The following is a 17,220-nucleotide window of genomic DNA, read 5'->3' as shown; positions in this document are numbered from 1 at the left end:
GGGTTCTCAGTCCGCGAGCCCGCCGGTGCGCCTGATCTGCTCCAGCCAGGACGCTGCGGCGGCGAAGGCCTCGTCCGTGACGCGGGGGTCCGCCGCCGCGGCAGCCGCCTCAGCGGAGATCGGCACGTCCCATTCGCCCTCGTCCGCGGGGTAGGACCCCAGGAACTGCACCTTGGCGGCGATGCGGTGGATGCCCTGCATGGCCTCCGCCACCCGCGCCTCCGCGATGTGGCCCTTGGCGTCGATGGAGAACTGGTAGAGCCCGAGGCCGTTGCCGGTGGGCCTGGACTCGATCCGGGACATGTTCACGCCCCGGGCCGCCAGCTGCTCCAGCATCTCCAGCAGCGCCCCCGCGCGGTCGCTCGCGAGTCCCACGACGAACGTGGTCCGGTCCGCGCCGGTGCGCTCCGGCAGCTCGCCGGGGCGGGTCACGCAGATGAAGCGGGTGACCGCGTTGCGCTCCTCGCCGATGTCGTCGGCCAGCACCTCGAGCCCGTAGGTCTCGGCCGCCAGCAGAGGACACACCGCGGCCTGGAACGGGGCCTCGGCCGCAGAGGGTGCGGCGGCGAGCTCGGCCGCAGCGGCCGCGGTCGAGGACGTCGCCCGGTACTCCGCACGCGGCGCGTGCTCCGCGAGCCAGAGACGCGCCTGCGCCTCCCCGTGGGGATGCGAACCGAAGCTCGTGAGCGTCTCCACCGACGCCTCGCCCGGCCGCGCAGCGAGCACGAAGCGGACGGGGATGACGGCCTCGGCGACGATCTGCAGACGGCCGTGGCGGGTGAGCGCGTCGAGCGTGGCCGGCACGCCGCCCTCCACGGAGTTCTCGATGGGGACGACCGCGGCGTCGACCTCACCGTTGCGGACCGCCTCGAGCATGAGATCCGCAGATCGCATGGGCACGCGCTCCGCAGTCTCCAGCTCGCCCCTGCGGGTGAGGATGCGGATGAGCGCGGCCTCCGTGAACGTGGCGGTCGGGCCCAGGAAGGCGTAGGAGCGCGCGGGAGCAGACGGTGAGGACGGAGCGGTCATGGGCGAGTGCGGTTCTTCCTTGAGGCGAGCTTGCGTGCGGCGAGGGCGCGTGCCACATCGCGGTACTGTGCGGCGCGGTGGAGGACTGCGCGGAGGTCACGACCGGTCACGCGGTGGTGGAGATCGCACTCGACCTCCTGGACGCGCATGCCCGCGCGCACCAGGTCGATCGTCATGCCGGTCTCCACGCCCCATCCCGCCGCGAAGGGCTGGGTGGCCTCGAAGGCCTCCCGCGTGAGGCAGCGCATGCCGGAGAGCGGCTGCGTGGCGACGAAGCCGGACTGCGCCTCGATCCCCCTGGCCGCCAGCCCCACCACGAGCCCGAACCCGCCGCCCTTGCGCTTCTGGGGCGGCAGGATCGCGATGGTCGCGTCCGCCTCGCCTGCGAGGACGGGGCCCGCGAGCGGTGCCGTGTTGGCCGCGGAGTCCTCGAGGTCGCCGTCGATGAACAGGAGCGCCCGGTGCCGAGGCCGCTGTCCCGGCTCCAGCTGCGAGATCTCGCGGTTGCGCACCGCATTGGCCCCGGTGATCATCGCCTGCGCCTTGCCCCGGTTCTTCCGGTGCGTCACGACCTGGGCGCCGGCCTCACGGGCGCGGGCGGCCGTCTCGTCGGAGGAGCCGTCGTCCACGACCATCACGAGGTCCGCCCCCGGGATGGTCTTCGCCGAGGCCACCGTCGCCGCGATGCGCTGGGCCTCGTCCTTCGCCGGGATGATGACGGCGAGGGCCTCGGGAGTGGTGCCCGCACCGGCCTCGGGGGCGGGCCTGCCTGGTGTCTGCGCTGCCTCACCCATGTCAGCGGATGGTCAGCTGACGGGAGACGACGCCCGCCTTGGCGCGGCGCTCCTCGTAGTCGAGGGCGGTCTCGGCGGAGACGGCCTCGTCGAAGCGCGCGGCGAAGGAGGCCAGACCCTCCTCGAGGTCGTCCGGCTGCGTGGCCGGCGGGAACTCCCAGACGGGGACGACGATGCCGTGGGCGCGGAAGCAGCCCAGGTACTTCCCGCCCTCCGTGCCGAGGTCGTTCTCCCCCTTGGCGTGCAGCCGGGCGAGGCCGTTGAGCACCTTCTCCTCCGGCTGCGTCTGCGCCCACCGGACGTAGACGCGGCCGGACATGTTCGTCCAGTACGCGGACGGTGCGGAGACGAGCTTCTCCGTGGGGCTGATGGACTCATTGGCCTGCGCGAGCGCGGCGACGACGTCCTCGTCACGCAGCGACTCGTCCTCCGGCACCCAGTAGTCGAAGGTCTCGTGGAGGGTGATGTCGAAGGGGGCGGAGAGGTCGAGGACGTCCTGGAGACGGGGCCCCTCGCCGGGCTGCGAGTTCGCCTCCACGTAGGTGCCGGGCTCGCCGGCGGCCACCTCGAGGATCGCGGCGGCGAGGTCGCGGGAGGGGTCCGCGGAGGAGAACGGCACCTGCAGGCCGGCCATGAGCACGCCGTCCGCGCGGTGGAGCGCCTGCCAGGCGGCAGGGAGGAGCGAGGCGAGGACCACCTCATGCCCGCCGTGCTCCTCCGTGAGCCGCACGGTGGCGGTGGCGGCCGGGACGAGCTCCCGCAGGCAGATGAGATCCGCCTCGAACGGCAGCCCCTCGAACGGCCGGGGCACCCATGCGCCCGCCTGCGCCTTCGCCAGGCGCTTGGCGATGATCTCTTCTCTGGACTTCTTGGACTTCTTACCCATGCGGGTCAGTCTACGGGGAGCGGGGCGGAGGACGGCTCAGCTCCGTGCCAGCAGCGGTGGGGCGGTGCCGGGGTGTCCTGCGGCGTGCGGGAGTGGTGCGGGGACGGGACGGACTGCGCCGCCTCAGGACGGGGCGAGCTGCGCCGCAGGGACGGGGCGGGCGGGGCAGCCAACGCTGGGGCCCGCCTGTCGACGCTGCCGCCCACGTATACGTGGGCGGCCGGGTGCACTACCGGGGTGTCCGGAGGGAATGCACCCGCCGCGCCCCGGCCTCCGGCTCAGTCCGCCTCGACGAAGCCTCGCTCGTAGGCGTCGCGCAGGGCCTCCCAGCCCACCGCCATCGCGTCCTCACCCACCACGCGCTCCACCTCACGCCCCTCCATGAGCAGGGACAGCACCGCGAGGCACACGTGCCAGCCGGCGGCGGTGGGCGGTACGAGGTCGCGGCGGGTGAAGGTCTGGGTGACGGTGAGGACGCAGGCGGCGCCCACTTCCGCAGCGGCAGACTCGTCGAGCGGGACGGCGGTGATCTCCCACAGCACCTCGCCCTCGCCGCCCCAGGCGTGGCGGAGCACCTGACCGGGCGCGACCTCGATGACCCGTGCGTCGACCGCGGGGCCCTCGGACGTCTCCCGGGAGACCGCCGGGCCCATCTCCGTGAGCGGGCGGTCGGGGACGATCGGCGACCAGCGGGCCAGCAGCTCCGGCTGCGTGAGGTGGTCCCACACCGTCTGCGCATCGGCGGCGAGCGGCACGCCCATGCGCAGCAGGGTGGTGCCGTGCGAGAGGGACTGGGCCTCGGCGGTGACGGAGGCCTCGGCGAGGGCCTGGGTGACGGCGGAGACAGTCGACTCGGACAGCGGCATGCGCACTCCTGTGATGTGGGGCTGGCGGACTCGCCCTCCACCCTACTGACTGCGCGCCCCGGCGGTCTGTCTCCTTCTCCCGTGCTCGCGCGTGCTCGTGTCCTCGTCCGGGGCGGCCTTTCGTCTCCACTCGACGGAAGCCCGCGCCCGCACCGCCCTCTCGTCCGGGGGAGCCTGAGCCCGGGGCGTCCTCACCGGCACGACCGCCTCCCGGGAACCGGAAGCACTGGGCCGCAGGGCCGCAAGGCCGCAAGGCCGCAAGGCCGCAAGGCCGCAAGGCCGCAAGGCCGCAAGGACAGCCTGACCTGACGAGGCCGTCAATTCCGTTGACTCGCCCGCGCGGATGTGACAGATTTCTAAACGATCGATCAGTCGTGCGCCCCGGCGTGCACACCGCCTCGCCCGCGCAGTCTCGCGCAGGGGAGATGCGGCCACCACGTCGCGGCCCGGCTGCCCCGGCAGAACCCAGACTCGAAGGAGAGCACATGTCCGCACGCTTCACAGGCAAGGTCGCGATCGTCACGGGCGCCTCGCGCGGGATCGGGCTGGGCATCGCCCAGCGTCTGGTGGATGAGGGAGCCCGCGTCGTCATCACCGCACGCGGCGAGGAAGCGCTAGCCGCGGCCGTGGAGCAGCTGGGCGGCCCGGAGAAGGCGCTCGCGGTCGCGGGCAAGGCCGATGACCCGGCACACCAGGACGAGACGATCGCCAAGGCGCTGGACGCCTTCGGCTCCGTCGACGTGCTGGTCAACAACACCGGCATCAACCCCGTCTACGGCCCCCTCATCGAGCTCGACGACGCGGCGATCCAGAAGATCTTCACGGTCAACGTCCACTCCACCATGCAGTGGACCCGCAAGGTCTACGAGGCCGCCATGAAGGAGAACGGAGGCTCCATCGTCAACCTCTCCTCCGTGGCGGCCGTGCGCCAGCCGCACATGATCGGCTTCTACGGCGCCACCAAGTCGATGATCACGCACATCACCAAGCAGTACGCGATGGAGCTGGGGCCGGACATCCGCGTGAATGCGATCGCGCCCGCCGTCGTGAAGACGAGGTTCGCGGAGAAGCTCTACGAGGCCGGCGAGGAGAAGGTCGCGGCGGCCTATCCGCTCAAGCGCCTGGGCGAGCCGGAGGACATCGCCGCGCTGGCAGCCTTCCTCCTCTCCGACGAGGCCTCCTGGATCACCGGCGAGCTCGTCGTGGCCGACGGCGGAGTCACCCTGGGCGGCGGCGCCTGACCGCTCACCCTCGCCTGCGCCCGGCGCGTGCCCGAAAGCCTCGGGCACGCGCCGTGTGCATCCTCTGCCGAGGCCGTTCGGGCGCACCGGAGCCGTCCCTCCCCCGCACGCCCGCCTCGGCCGCATCCACGGCGCGCACACGCACGGCCACTATGCTCGGCCCATGACAGCAGCCCACTACAGCGGCTCCGCACAGTCCGCCGCAGACGTCGCCTATGCCGTCACACAGGCCGGATACGAGGTCGTGGCCTCCTCCCCCGGCACCTCACCGCGCGCCGCGACGGCGTTCTGGACGCAGGCGCGCGCCGCCTTTGCACCCGAGGCTCTGGAACAGGGCCTCCCCCGCGACTACCGCGCGCTGCTCCGCGACCCGCAGGGGACTCTCCGCCTGCTGCACGTGCGCCAGGGCGGCACCCTCCATGCGGAGAGCAGCGGGGCGGTCTCGATCGCCGATCCTCCCGGCCCCCAGCAGCCGCCCGGCGTGAGCATGTGGCAGAGCCTGCACACCGGAGACGCGCACCCCGTGTTCGTCTGGGACGGCACCGAGCTGGGGTTCTGCGGCCTGGTGGACTTCTTCCAGCTGCACAGGAACCTGCTGAGCTCACTCGCCCCGACCCAGGGCGGCCAGGGCCTCCCGACGCTGCGCGGCACCGCTGTGCTGCTGCGGACGGAGCACGTCTACGAGTTCGAGATGAACCGCCGGTCGCGCTTCCTCGTGAGCGACACCGGCGCCCTGCACACCCTCACCCCGGACGAGCTGCACGCCGGCTTCCGCCCGGTGTGGTGAAGGAGGAACACACGCATGACCCATGGACCCGGCGAAGAGGGCACCGGCCCGCGCAGAGGCTCGAGCGGCGCGGACGAGGAGACGGTCCGGTACACGGAGGACGACAGCACCCGCGTGCTGCCGCGGGCCGAGTCGCCCCGCATCCGCCGCGCGGCCTCGCAGCAGGAGTCCCAGCAGGGCCCGATCCTCGGCAGGCGCCGGGGCCACCCGCGGTCTCCCGCCGCCGGTGAGGCACAGGCAGCCCCGCCGTCCACCCGCGTGATGCCGTCCGCGGCGGCCCCGGCCGGAACGGCGGGCGCGACGGGAGCAGCGGGTGCGGCCGGAGCCGCGGAAGCAGCCGACGACGGCACACGTCTCTACCCGCAGGCCGGCTCCGGCGGTGCGACGCCCGGACAGGGCACAGGCGCCGCCGGGCAGGACGACGGGGGCACGCGCCTGTACCCGCAGGCCGGCGCGAACTGGGCCGGTGGAGCCGGGGCCGGCGGGTTCGGTGCGGGCGGCGGAGATTCCGGCGGCCCCGGCACTCCCGGCGGCTTCGGGGCGGAAGGGGGACCGGGCGAGCCCGAGTTCCAGGACACCGCGTTCTCGCGAGCCGTGTTCGCGCAGGGCATCGACCTCGCTCCCGTACCCGGGGCCTCTGCCTCCGGGCCCGCCCCGGAGGAGCCCGAGGAGCCCACGCCCTGGTACCGGCGGGCCTCCTCCTGGGTGATCATCGTCCTCCTCGCACTGCTGGTCGCTGCGGCGGCGCTGCTGTTCTGGCCGCGGGACGACGAGGCCGCGGACGACCCCGCGCCCGCGGCCACGGAGGAGGTGGAGGAGACGGAACCCGCCGAGGAGCCCACGCCCGAGGACGACTCCGGCCCGCGCTTCCCCTGGTCCGACGGCGGCTCCGAGGAGGAATCGCCCTCCGGCGACGACTCCGGGAACGACTCCCCCGAGGAGGAGAGCCCTGCGCCCGAGGACGACGGCGGAGGACCGTTCGACGACTGGCGGCCGCCGTGGGACGACGGCGAGGGTTCCGGCGGCTCGGACAGCGGCAACGGTGGCGACGGCTCCGGCAGCGGCGAGGGCTCGGACGGGGGCTCCCCGGACGAGGGCAGCGGGAACTCCGGGAACGACGGCGGTTCCGGAAGCGACGGGGGCTCCGGAGACGGCGGCTTCACCTGGCCCTGGGAGGATCCCGACTTCACCTGGCCGTGGGAGAACGCTCTGCCCTCCCGGAGCTGAGCCCTCACGTCCGCGGGGCGGGGTACGGACTGCCGGGTGCCGGAAGGTCAGCTGAGCGCTCGCACCCGCGGGGCCGGGCCTCTTCGCTCCTCTGCGAACGCACCGCTCACGCCCCGGGCGGAGCTCACGGGTGCAGAGCGCTCACTCCTGCGCCGGCAGCGGTCCCCCGCGCAGGACGAGCAGCAGCGAGACGGCCACCGCGACGGCCGCACCGCTGCCCACCAGCAGCATCGAGCCCAGCGGATAGGTGAGCGCCGTCCAGGCGAAGCCCACCGCGAGGCCGGCGAACCGCCCGGTGTTGTGCAGGCCGAACGCCAGCGGGTTGCGCCCGCCCGCCGTCTGCGAGACGGAGAATGCGGCGAGGCCCTGGCTGGCGTTGAGGGCGGCCCCGAGCACCGCCAGGAGGACGACGATCACCAGCGCCTGCACGACCGGGGCCGGGACCGCGGCACCCGGCTGGGCCTCGGCGACACCCGCCTGGGCTGCGGCACGTCCCGCAGCCTCGGCGACGGTGTGCGTGCCCACCGGGCCCCAGTCGAGCCAGGCGCCCAGCGCCAGCGTCACCGCCAGCAGCGCGGACAGTGCGGACACGACCGCGAGCCACCCGCCCAGCCGCTTCTGCAGCACGGAGGTGAGCGGCGCGGCCAGCGCCATCGCGGCGGCGGTCGTGAACACGACGAGGCCCACGAACCCCGGTTCCAGCCCCAGCACCTGCGCGAGCCACAGCGGCAGGGAGGACAGCGTGATCCCCGTGACGACCATTGCGGACATCGCGATCGCCGTCGCCCGCATGTACCGGGCCTCCATCAGCAGTCGGGGCGGCACGAGCTCGTCCGGGTGCCGGGAGGCGAGCACCATGAAGACCACCCCGCAGACCACGGCGGCAGCGCCCACGAGGAGCTCCACGGGCCAGGGTCCGCGCTGGCCCACCAGCGTCACTGTCGCGATCGCGAAGCCCACAGCGGCCATGAGGAACCCCATGCCCGGCGCGTGCAGGGGCACTCTGCGGCCCGCCGTGCGCGGCACGGTGAGGACCACGACGGCGAACAGCAGGCCGGAGAAGGCCGCGGAGAAGCAGAACACGCCGCGCCAGCCCACGGCCTGCGTGATCAGCCCGCCCAGGGGAGGTCCCATCGCCTGTCCCACGCCTATGGCAGCCGCCCACGCCGCGAGGGCCGCTGACCCCTTCTCCGGCCAGAGGATCACGAGGGAGCGCTGCACTCCCGGCGGGAACGCCGCGCAGGCCGCCCCCTGCACGGCCCGCAGGACGATGAGCATCTCGAGGCTGGGGGCGAACACTGCCAGCAGCTGGGCGAGCGCCAGCAGCGCCAGGCCCGCGAGCACCACGCGGATGGCCCCGAACCGGTCGCACAGCCATCCCGCCAGCGGGACGGAGACCGCCATCGCGACGGTGTAGGCGGCGACCGCGAGGACCACGCGCGCGTCGGTCGAGTGGAACTCCTCGCGGATCCAGTCGAGCGGCGCGTTGATGACGGTGCCGCCGAGCGTGCCCGCCGCGGTGACACCCAGCATCGCCAGGTATGCCAGCCTGCCCGGCGGGCGGGTGCCGGTCACTGTGCGGAGCCCTCCCCCGCCGGGGGAGCGCTCAGCCAGGCGCGCACGAGGTCCGAGTCCTCCCCCAGCCGCGGCGGGGCGAGGTCGTAGGCGACCGGCGTGCGCGAGAGGCGCAGGGGGCTGGCCACGGTGGGGACGACGCGGTCGCCGGAGCCCACCTCGGCGACCGGGTCCAGACCCATCTGCTCCGCGAGCTGCACTCCCTGCGCCACCGAGTTGATGGGCGCGCACGGCAGCCCGCGCTCCGTGAGGAGGGCGTACCACTCCTGCGCGGACCGGTGGGAGAGCGCCTCCAGCAGCAGCGGCTCCAGCTCCTTGCGGTGCCGGTTCCGGGGAACGGCGGTGGCGAAGCGCTCGTCCTCGAGCCACTCCGGACGCTCCACCGCCTCCGCGAGCACCGCGAACTGGCGGTCGTTGCCGCAGGCGATGATGAGCTCCCCCTCACCCGTCGCCATCGGCTGGTACGGGTAGAGGCTGGGGTGCTCGTTGCCCATGCGCGTGGGCACGTTGCCCGCCGCCACGTAGCCGGAGGTCTGGTTGACCATGCCGGAGAGCGCGGAGGAGAGCAGGTTCGTCTCCACCTGCTGGCCCTCCCCCGTCGCCGTGCGGTGACGGAGCGCGGCGAGGATGCCGATGGTGGTGTGCAGGCCCGTCATCACGTCGAAGATCGCCACTCCGCCGCGGAAGGGCGGGCCGTCCGGAGCGCCGGTGAGACTCATGAAGCCGGAGAGGCCCTGGACGAGCAGGTCGTAGCCGGGCTGCGGATTGTGCCCGCCGAACCCCGTGACCGAGGCGTAGACGACGCTGGGGTTGCCGGCCCGGACGGTCTCGTAGTCGAGCCCGAACTTCGCGAGCCCACCGGGCTTGAAGTTCTCCACCACCACGTCCGCGCGCCGGGCGAGCTCCTGGGCGAGCGCCAGGTCCTCGGGCACGCCGAAGTCGAGCACCACGTCGCGCTTGTTGCGGTTGACGGAGAGGTAGTAGGTGGCGTCGTCGCCGCGCACCGGCGGCTTCCAGCTGCGGGTGTCGTCACCGCCGGGGCCCTCCACCTTGATGACGGTGGCACCCAGGTCCGCCAGCATCATCGTGGCGTAGGGGCCCGCGAGCACCCGTGAGAAGTCCGCGACGACCACGCCCGCCAGCGGGCCCTCCCCGGACCGCTCGAACAGGCTCTCCGTGGTCACGTTCTCCGAGCTCATCGGCTGACTCTCCTCTTCCGTTCTCATCGAATCTCCAGTGCCGGCCGTGCTCGTCGCAGGCGCAGTCAGCGCAGGCACAGTCAGCGCAGGTACAGGCGGACGGTGTCGATCTCGTCCCGGAGCAGGCGCACCTGCTCCGCCGTGGGCTCCGAGGTGACCGCGACCTCGTCCGCGACGGCCAGGTCCCAGCCGGTGGCCTCGCGCACCTGCTCCACCGTCACTCCCGGGTGCGTGTGCGTGAGCACGAGCTCGCCGTACGGGTCCTCACGCCGCAGCACGCCCAGCGGGGTGATGACGGTGCTCACGCCGTGGCCCTGCGGCATGATGCCGCGGCCGCTGGCGCGTGCGGCCACCGGCGAGGGCGAGGTGACGAAGTCCAGCTGCGCGGGGAACGAGGCGTGGTCGTGCCGGCGGATGATGACGAACACCTCTCCGGCGTTGGCCATGATGTCCGTCGCCCCGCCGGAGCCGGGCAGCCGCACGGTGGGCTTCTCCCAGTCGCCGATCACGGAGGTGTTGAGCGAGCCGTGCCGGTCGATCTGCGCCGCACCCAGGAAGCCCACATCCACGTTGCCGCCCTGCAGCACGTAGCCGAACAGCGCCTGCATGCTCACCACGGACTCCGCGCCGGAGACCACCACGGAGTCCGCGATGCCCTCCGCCATGGCCTCGGGGTGCGCTCCGGCCACGCCGGATTCGTAGATGAGCTCGATGCCCCGGTTGATGGTCCGGTGCGCCAGGTCCACCGCCAGGGTGGGCAGTCCGATGCCCGCGAACACCGTCCGCTTGCCGGCCAGCAGCGCAGCCGCCGCGCAGACGATGAGCTCCGTCTGCGAGTAGTCCTGAGCCACCGCCGCCTGTCCTGCGTCCACCGCTGCCGTTCCCTCCACAGTGCGTGCTTCCGTGCGTGCTCCGTCCACCGCGCTCATGCGTCCGTCCTCCTTCTGCCGTAGTCCACCGGCTGCGAGGGCCGCGAGGCCACCTCCAGCGAGCGCAGGTGCTCCTCGCCCACCTGCGCCAGGTACTCCTCGTGCGTGCGGGTCCCCCGCACGTGGGTGTCCAGCCACTCCTGGAGCTTCGCGGGGTCCTTGGCGAGCGGCGGCCACATCCGGTAGAAGGCGTTGTCGCGGTCGTAGGAACCCTGCACATACGAGGGGTGCGCGCCGCGGGGCACCACGCACACGGCGTCCACGGCGTGTGCGGGGATGAGGGTGCGGTTGGGATCGGAGCGGACCACCTCGTCGTCCACGATCTCCTCGACCGTAACGATCACGCGCTGCGCGGCGTAGACGGCCTCCTGCTGCACCCCCGTGATGCCCCAGATCTGCGCGTTGCCGCGGGAGTCCGCGCGCTGTGCGTGGATGATCGTCACATCCGGGTTGAGCGGCGGCACCACGTAGACGGTGCCCTCGCCGTAGGGGTCGTCCACCTCGCGGATGTCCGGGTTGATGCGGGGGATGTCCGAGCCGGCGAACGAGCGGATGGGGACGAAGGGGAGGCGGCTGGCACCCGCGTGGTAGCGCAGGACCATCGCGTGGTGGCTGTACTCCTCCACCGCGAGGGGTTCCGGGTCGTGCTTCTCCAGACGCCTGCGGATCTCGTAGAGGCTGCCGGCGGAGCCGGAGGCGAAGAACGAGCACACCAGCCGGTCGACACAGCCCGCGGCGATCAGCATGTCCGCGATGAGATCCGGGGTCATGCGGCAGAATGTGAGGTGCTTCCTCCCCTGCCGGATGATCTCGTGGCCTGCGGCGAAGGGGATGAGGTGCGAGAAGCCCTCGAGTGCGATGGTGTCCCCGTCGTGCACAAGCTCCGCGATCGCCTCGCCGAGGTCTCTGACCTTGTCCGAGCGCCGGTCCGGCGCCCCCTGCTCCTCTGCCACTGGCAGCTCCCTCTCTCACAGCTTCATCGCTCCGCTCCGGAGCGTCCTGCTCACCGAGCGTCCCGCGTCACAGCAGGACCCCGCCAGATTATGTCAACAGCCAGAGAGAATCCACCTTCTTTCTTTATATTTGAGCATTAATCATGCGATACTGCCGTTCATGGAACTGCAACAGATCCGCGCCTTCCTCGCCGTGGCGGAAGAGCTGCACTTCGGTCGCGCGGCGGAACGGCTGGGCATGGCGCAGCCACCGCTCAGCCGCACCATCCGCCAGTTCGAGAAGGAGCTGGGCGCCGAACTCTTCCACCGCACCACCCGCCAGGTCGCCCTCGCCCCCGCGGGCGAGGCCCTCGTGGGCCCGGCACGCGCACTGCTGGAGGCCTCGGAGACCGCGGAGCAGGCCGTGCACTTCGCCGCCGCCGGCGACACGGGCCGGGTCCGCCTCGGATTCGGCGGCTACTCCTCCGCCCTGCTCGCGGCACGGCTCACCCGCGCCGTCCGCCACCGCAAGCCCGGCATCACGATGGAGCTCGAGTCCAGCATCTACACCAAGGAGGCCCTGGACCGGCTGCGCGACGGCACGATCGACCTCGCACTCGTGCGCTGGCAGACCCAGCCGCCGCACATCTACGGCCGGCCGGTCATGATCGACCAGCCCGTCGTCGCCGTCTACGGCTCCCACCGCTTCGCCCGGCGCACCTCCGTCAGGGTCGAGGAGCTCGCGGACGAGAGCTTCATCCTCCTGCCCTCGGACTCCGGCTCGACGATGCGCGAACTCATCTCCCGCTGGTGCCATCGCGCGGGCTTCGAACCCCGCGTCGTCCAGGAGGTCGCGGACTCGTGGATCATCGGCGCCCTCATCTCCACGGAGATGGGCATCACCATCTCCTACGACTCCGTCACCGCCGGGTTCAACCACCCCGGAGTGGTGAGCGTGCCCCTGGAGGTGGGCCACGACGACCCCATCGTCGTCTACCTCGCCCACCGGGAGCCGCCCAGCAGCCCGGCGCTGCGCGAGGTCCTCACCACCGCCGCGACCGCCCTGCCCACCATCGAGGTGCCCACCGGCTGAGCCGGCGCCTCGGGCGCACACGCCGCGTCCGTCCGCCCCCGCAGATCCGGCTGCCGCACCACGCGCACCCGGCCGGAGATCACACCTCCGCCCTCCGCGTCCGCGTCCGCGTGTGATTCTGGAGAGACCTCCTCGCCGCGGCCGCCTTCAGGGCCGCCGTCCGCGTGAGAATCTTGACCCATGAACGGTCAGGTCCTCTCGGCAGCGGTCGCGATCGGCGTGGGCATCCTCATCGCCGTCGCGCTGTTCGTCCCCTTCGTGTACGCGAACTACCGGCGACGCGGACATCTCACGCTGCTGCGCACCCTCCTCTGGACGGCGTTCCTCATCTACGCGATGGCGCTGTGGACCTACACCCTGCTGCCGCTGCCGGACCCCGCGCAGATCCGCTGTGCGCCCGCCCAGCTCACCCCCTTCCAGTTCCTCGCGGACGTCCGGACGTTCGACACCTCGGGCCCGCGCGCGCTCCTGCACAATCCCGCCGTCCTCCAGGTGGCCTTCAACATCCTGCTGTTCCTGCCACTGGGCATCCTGCTGCGCTGGCTGTGGGGACGCGGGATCATCTGGTCCACCGTGCTCGGCTTCGCCGTCTCGCTCTGCATCGAGACGACGCAGCTCACCGGACTGTGGGGGCTCTATCCCTGCGCCTACCGGCTCTTCGACGTCGACGACCTCATGGCGAACACCGTCGGCGCACTCCTGGGCGGAGTCCTCGCGGCCGCCTTCGCACTGCTGCGGCGGCTGGCCGCAGGCACTGCCGCAGGTGAGGCCGGCATGAGCACCGCGCCCGAGGCCGGGGCCGGCGCGGGCCCATCCCCAGTCACGGCCGACGCGGGCACGTCTGCGCACGCGGCCGGCGGGGACAGGTCTGCACTCGAGTCGAGCGCGGGCACCGCAAGAAGGCCCCGTCCGGTCTCCAAGCGGCGACGCGTCCTGGGCGCGGTCTGCGATCTCCTCTTCGCCACCCTGCTCTCCACGACGATCACGGTGACGATCAATCTCCTCGAGTACGCGCTCACGGGCGAACTGCGGGCGGACTCCTCCGGAGACCTCGGCACCGCCCTGGGAATCTGGGGAACGGTCGCGGTCACAGGTCTCCTCACCCTCTTCACCGGCCGCACACCGGGCGACCACACCGTCGCGATCCGCTATGCCTCCGCAGCACCCGCGGACAGCAGGACTGCGACCTCCGGGGCTGCCGGTTCCGGGACAGCAAGCTCCGGAGCTGCAGGCTCCGGAACTGCAGGTTCCGGGACCGCGGCCTCGGCCTCCTCCTGGGACCCCGCCTCCGGGACGGGCTCCGCCTCAGCCCTCGGTCCTGCCCCGGACGCACCCGCGGGCATGATCACCGATCCGACTGCAAGCGCACACGCCCTGTCCGCGCCCGGCCGCATCCTGCGCTGGCTGGGCGGGATCGGCGGCTATCAGCTCATCTCCGCCACCGGCAGCCTCGGATTCCTGTTCCTCCTGGTGGGGGCGGTGTTCGTGCTCGCAATGGAGCGCGGCCGGGGGCTCCCGGGCATCCTCTCCCGGAGTGAGCCCCAGGACGCCGTGCCCACCTCGCGCACCTGAGCGCCACCCACCTCCGCCCACGCCTTCATCCCTGCGCCAGTCCCCCACACTCACCCATGCCCCAGAGCTGGACTGATCACTTCACCCAGCCATCTCCGCGACGTCGGCCGGGGAAAACGAGCAATCCAGAATCGGAATATGCGGCTGGGGGGGCGAGCGTCGGGAGGGGGGCCGCGAGGCGACAGGCGAGGCCACCGGGACACGAGCAGGCGCATTCGGATGGACCATGCGCACCCAGGGGTCCCGCCCGCACACCTCAGACCCCGCACGCGCAGCCACAATCTCGCCCGAATGCCCCAGTCTTCGGTTCGCACGCCCCCGACTGTTCCACCTGTGCGCATCAATTCGATGCCACTATCAACTAGACAGGTATAGATGCGCGTGGGACAGTAGGAGCCACACCACACTCATCGAGGAGAGATCGTGTCGAACGCACCTGCATCTGCATCTGACATCGTCATCTGCGAACCGCTGCGCACCGCAGTGGGCGCCTACGGCGGCCAGTTCAAGGACATCGCGCCGGAGGTGCTGGGCACCACCGTCGTCTCCGCGCTGATCGAGCGCACCGGACTGGATCCCGAGGTCATCGACGACGTCATCTTCGGGCAGTGCTACCCGCAGGTCGAGGCCCCGGCCATCGGCCGTGTCGTCGCGCTCGATGCAGGCCTGCCCGTCACGGTCCCCGGCCGCCAGGTGGACCGCCGCTGCGGCTCCGGCCTGCAGGCCGTCATCGACGCCATGGGTGCGATCTCGACCGGCGGCGCGGAACTCATCATCGCCGGCGGCGCGGAGACCATGTCCCGCGCGCCGTTCTTCAACGAGGAGATCCGTTGGGGAGTCCGCGGCGGCAACATCGAGCTCAAGGACAGCCTGGTCCGCGGCCGTCTCACGGCCGGCGGCAGGAACTACCCGGTGGAGGGCGGCATGATCGAGACCGCCGAGAACCTCCGGGAGGAGTACTCGATCTCCCGCGAGGAGCAGGACGAGCTCGCCGCGGAATCGCACCGCCGCGCAGCCGCGGCGGCGGAGAACGGCACCTTCGCGGAGGAGATCGTGCCCGTCACGATCGCCGCCACCCGCAAGACCCCGGAGACGCAGATCACGACGGATGAGCACATCCGCCCCGGCACCACGGTGGAGAAGCTCGCCAAGCTCAAGCCGATGCGTCTGGGCCTGGACCCCGCCTCCACCGTCACGGCGGGCAACGCCTCCGGCCAGAACGACGGCGCCGCGGCCACCATCGTCACCACCCGCGCGAAGGCCGAGGCCCTGGGCCTCAAGCCCCTCGTCCGCATCGTGAGCTGGGGACTGGCGGGCGTCCCGCCGCGCACCATGGGCATCGGCCCGGTCCCGGCCACCGCCGCGGCACTGCAGCGCGCAGACCTGGAGCTCAAGAACATCGACCTCATCGAGCTCAACGAGGCCTTCGCCGCCCAGGCTCTGGCCTGCACCCGCGAGTGGGGATTCGGCAAGGACGACTTCGCCCGCACCAACGTCAACGGCTCCGGCATCTCCCTGGGCCACCCCGTGGGCGCCACCGGCGTGCGCATCCTCACCACCCTCTCCCGTGAGATGGAGCGCCGCGGGGCCCGCTACGGCCTCGAGACCATGTGCATCGGCGGCGGCCAGGGCCTCGCCGCGGTCTTCGAGCGGGTGGACGCCTGATGGCGGAGACCTCCGGCACCACCCCCGCGCCCGAGGCCGGCACGGGCACAGCAGCGGAAGCCGCCACGGCCTCGGGCACGGCCCAGGCCCCGGCGCGCCCGCTCGCGGGCATCACCGTCGTCGAGCAGGACTCCTTCGTCGCCGGCCCCTCCTCCTGCCTGGGCCTGGCCCAGCTGGGCGCGGAGATCATCAAGATCGACCCCCTCAAGGGCGGGCCGGACATCGATCGCTGGCCGCTCAATGCCGAGGGCCACTCCATCTACTGGGGCACCCTCAACCGCGGCAAGCAGTCCGTCGCGCTGGATCTCCGCAGCCCGGAGGGCCAGGAGCTCGCGCAGGCGCTCATCACGGCCGGCGGTGACGACCCCTCGAAGAACGGCATCTTCGTGTCCAACAACGTGGGCCGCCCCTTCCTGGGCGACGAGGCCCTGCGCGCCAGGCGCGCGGACCTCATCCACGTGAAGGTCCAGGGCTCCCCCAGCGGCGGCCCCGGCGTGGACTACACCGTCAACGCGGAGACCGGCATCCCCGGCATCACGGGCCCCGTGGGCTCCTCAGCGCCGGTCAACCACGCCCTGCCCGCCTGGGATCTGCTCTGCGGCCAGGCCGCGACCACCGCGGTCGTCACGGGCCTGCTCCAGCGCCAGGCCACCGGCAGGGGCGCGTACTCGGAGATCTCGCTGGCGGACATCGCGTTCGCCGCCGTGGCGAACCTGGGCTGGTACACGGAGGCGCTGAGCAGCCAGCGCGCCAAGCACGGCAACCACATCTTCGGCAGCTTCGGCACGGACTTCGCCACGGCGGACGGCCGCTCCGTCATGGTCACCGCCATCACCCGTCGCCAGTGGGCCGGCCTCGTGGAGGCCACCGGGATGACCGCGGTCGTCGAGGCCCTGCAGAGCGCACTGGGCGTGGACCTCGCGGACGAGTCCGAGCGCTACGGGCTGCGGGAGACCCTCGAGTCCCTGCTCAAGCCGTGGTTCGCCGCGCGCACGCTCGCGCAGGTGACCGAGGCCTTCGAGGGCACCGCCGTGCTGTGGGCCCCCTACCGCACCACGGCCGAGGTCGCCGCGAGCGTCGCGGCCGCACACGGTGTGGGCACGGACGGCGGTGTGAGCCAGGACGGCACGGCGGCCGCGAACACCGCTCCGGCCTCGGGCACGGCGGGCTCCGGCACCGGCGAAGGCGCACAGGCGAGCGGGACCCCGGCCGGCCTCGGCGGCAGGGTGCTGCGCACCCTCGAGTCCCCGGAGCTGGGCACGATGCTGGTGGGGGCGAACCCCATCCGCTTCGACGGCGAGTACCTGGGCGACGAGAGCCCGACCGTGTTCGGAGGCGCCACGCAGCAGGTGCTGAGCGCCCGTCTGGGTCTGAGCCATGCCGAGCTGGGCAGACTCTGTGACGCAGGTATCATTCACAGTTGAT

Annotated in this window: 15 protein-coding genes and 1 pseudogene; 8 read left to right on the top strand and 8 right to left on the bottom strand. The window is 72.3% G+C overall.

From position 1 onward, the window contains the following. Positions 1-6: 6 nt before the first annotated feature. The 4 genes from pheA to ABD240_RS08560 form a co-directional block, all read right to left on the bottom strand. Positions 7-1,029, bottom strand: a complete 1,023-nt coding sequence (gene pheA / locus ABD240_RS08575) for a prephenate dehydratase (RefSeq protein WP_291794701.1) — start codon at positions 1,027-1,029, stop codon at positions 7-9. Next, the gene (locus ABD240_RS08570) at positions 1,026-1,823 is read right to left on the bottom strand and encodes a glycosyltransferase family 2 protein (protein ID WP_344336875.1); all 798 of its coding nucleotides are present in this window, start codon (positions 1,821-1,823) and stop codon (positions 1,026-1,028) included. Before ABD240_RS08570 ends, pheA begins: the two co-directional genes overlap by 4 nt. 1 nt (position 1,824) lies before the next feature. After that, entirely contained in the window at positions 1,825-2,709 is an 885-nt protein-coding gene (locus ABD240_RS08565) for a DUF5926 family protein (RefSeq protein ID WP_344336874.1), read from the bottom strand. 278 nt (positions 2,710-2,987) lie between these two features. Beyond that, entirely contained in the window at positions 2,988-3,575 is a 588-nt protein-coding gene (locus ABD240_RS08560) for an SRPBCC domain-containing protein (RefSeq protein ID WP_344336873.1), read from the bottom strand. A 485-nt stretch (positions 3,576-4,060) separates the two neighbouring features. Here ABD240_RS08560 and ABD240_RS08555 point away from each other — a divergent pair, with 485 nt between their 5' ends. From ABD240_RS08555 to ABD240_RS08545, 3 genes are all read left to right on the top strand, one after another. Then, positions 4,061-4,816, top strand: coding sequence for an SDR family oxidoreductase (locus tag ABD240_RS08555; protein ID WP_344336872.1), 756 nt, complete (start codon positions 4,061-4,063; stop codon positions 4,814-4,816). A 163-nt stretch (positions 4,817-4,979) separates the two neighbouring features. Next, positions 4,980-5,603: a hypothetical protein gene (locus ABD240_RS08550; protein ID WP_291793316.1), complete on the top strand. Its 624-nt coding sequence runs from the start codon at positions 4,980-4,982 to the stop codon at positions 5,601-5,603. Between the two features lie 15 nt (positions 5,604-5,618). Then, on the top strand, positions 5,619-6,830 hold the full coding sequence (locus ABD240_RS08545) for a hypothetical protein (RefSeq protein WP_344336871.1): 1,212 nt from the start codon (positions 5,619-5,621) through the stop codon (positions 6,828-6,830). Between the two features lie 141 nt (positions 6,831-6,971). On the opposite strand, the gene ABD240_RS08540 is transcribed toward ABD240_RS08545, so the two are convergent. The 4 genes from ABD240_RS08540 to ABD240_RS08525 all read right to left on the bottom strand — a co-directional run bounded on the left by ABD240_RS08540 (position 6,972) and on the right by ABD240_RS08525 (position 11,486). Continuing rightward, positions 6,972-8,405, bottom strand: a complete 1,434-nt coding sequence (locus ABD240_RS08540) for an MFS transporter (RefSeq protein ID WP_291793312.1) — start codon at positions 8,403-8,405, stop codon at positions 6,972-6,974. Further along, positions 8,402-9,604: a CaiB/BaiF CoA transferase family protein gene (locus tag ABD240_RS08535; RefSeq protein ID WP_291793310.1), complete on the bottom strand. Its 1,203-nt coding sequence runs from the start codon at positions 9,602-9,604 to the stop codon at positions 8,402-8,404. The genes ABD240_RS08540 and ABD240_RS08535 overlap by 4 nt, the downstream gene beginning before the upstream one ends. A gap of 80 nt (positions 9,605-9,684) precedes the next feature. Continuing rightward, positions 9,685-10,533, bottom strand: coding sequence for a CoA-transferase subunit beta (locus ABD240_RS08530; protein ID WP_291793308.1), 849 nt, complete (start codon positions 10,531-10,533; stop codon positions 9,685-9,687). Then, on the bottom strand, positions 10,530-11,486 hold the full coding sequence (locus tag ABD240_RS08525; protein WP_291793306.1) for a CoA transferase subunit A: 957 nt from the start codon (positions 11,484-11,486) through the stop codon (positions 10,530-10,532). Before ABD240_RS08525 ends, ABD240_RS08530 begins: the two co-directional genes overlap by 4 nt. A 160-nt stretch (positions 11,487-11,646) precedes the next feature. On the opposite strand from ABD240_RS08525, the gene ABD240_RS08520 reads away from it, so the two are divergent. The 5 genes and pseudogenes from ABD240_RS08520 to ABD240_RS08505 all read left to right on the top strand — a co-directional run bounded on the left by ABD240_RS08520 (position 11,647) and on the right by ABD240_RS08505 (position 17,219). Next, entirely contained in the window at positions 11,647-12,558 is a 912-nt protein-coding gene (locus ABD240_RS08520; protein WP_291793304.1) for a LysR family transcriptional regulator, read from the top strand. A gap of 180 nt (positions 12,559-12,738) precedes the next feature. Continuing rightward, positions 12,739-13,266, top strand: a pseudogene (locus tag ABD240_RS17115) (VanZ family protein); the annotation flags it as partial. A gap of 104 nt (positions 13,267-13,370) precedes the next feature. Then, positions 13,371-14,096 carry a pentapeptide repeat-containing protein gene (locus ABD240_RS17110; protein WP_425547004.1) on the top strand — a complete coding sequence of 242 codons (726 nt, stop codon included), beginning with the start codon at positions 13,371-13,373 and terminating at the stop codon, positions 14,094-14,096. A 457-nt stretch (positions 14,097-14,553) separates the two neighbouring features. Beyond that, positions 14,554-15,795, top strand: a complete 1,242-nt coding sequence (locus ABD240_RS08510; RefSeq protein ID WP_344336869.1) for an acetyl-CoA C-acetyltransferase — start codon at positions 14,554-14,556, stop codon at positions 15,793-15,795. Next, the gene (locus ABD240_RS08505) at positions 15,795-17,219 is read left to right on the top strand and encodes a CoA transferase (protein WP_344336868.1); all 1,425 of its coding nucleotides are present in this window, start codon (positions 15,795-15,797) and stop codon (positions 17,217-17,219) included. Before ABD240_RS08510 ends, ABD240_RS08505 begins: the two co-directional genes overlap by 1 nt. Position 17,220: the final 1 nt, after the last annotated feature.

Source organism: Brevibacterium salitolerans (genome assembly GCF_039531405.1).
Classification (GTDB): Bacteria; Actinomycetota; Actinomycetes; order Actinomycetales; family Brevibacteriaceae; genus Brevibacterium; species Brevibacterium salitolerans.
This window is presented reverse-complemented; position numbering and strand designations above follow the sequence as displayed.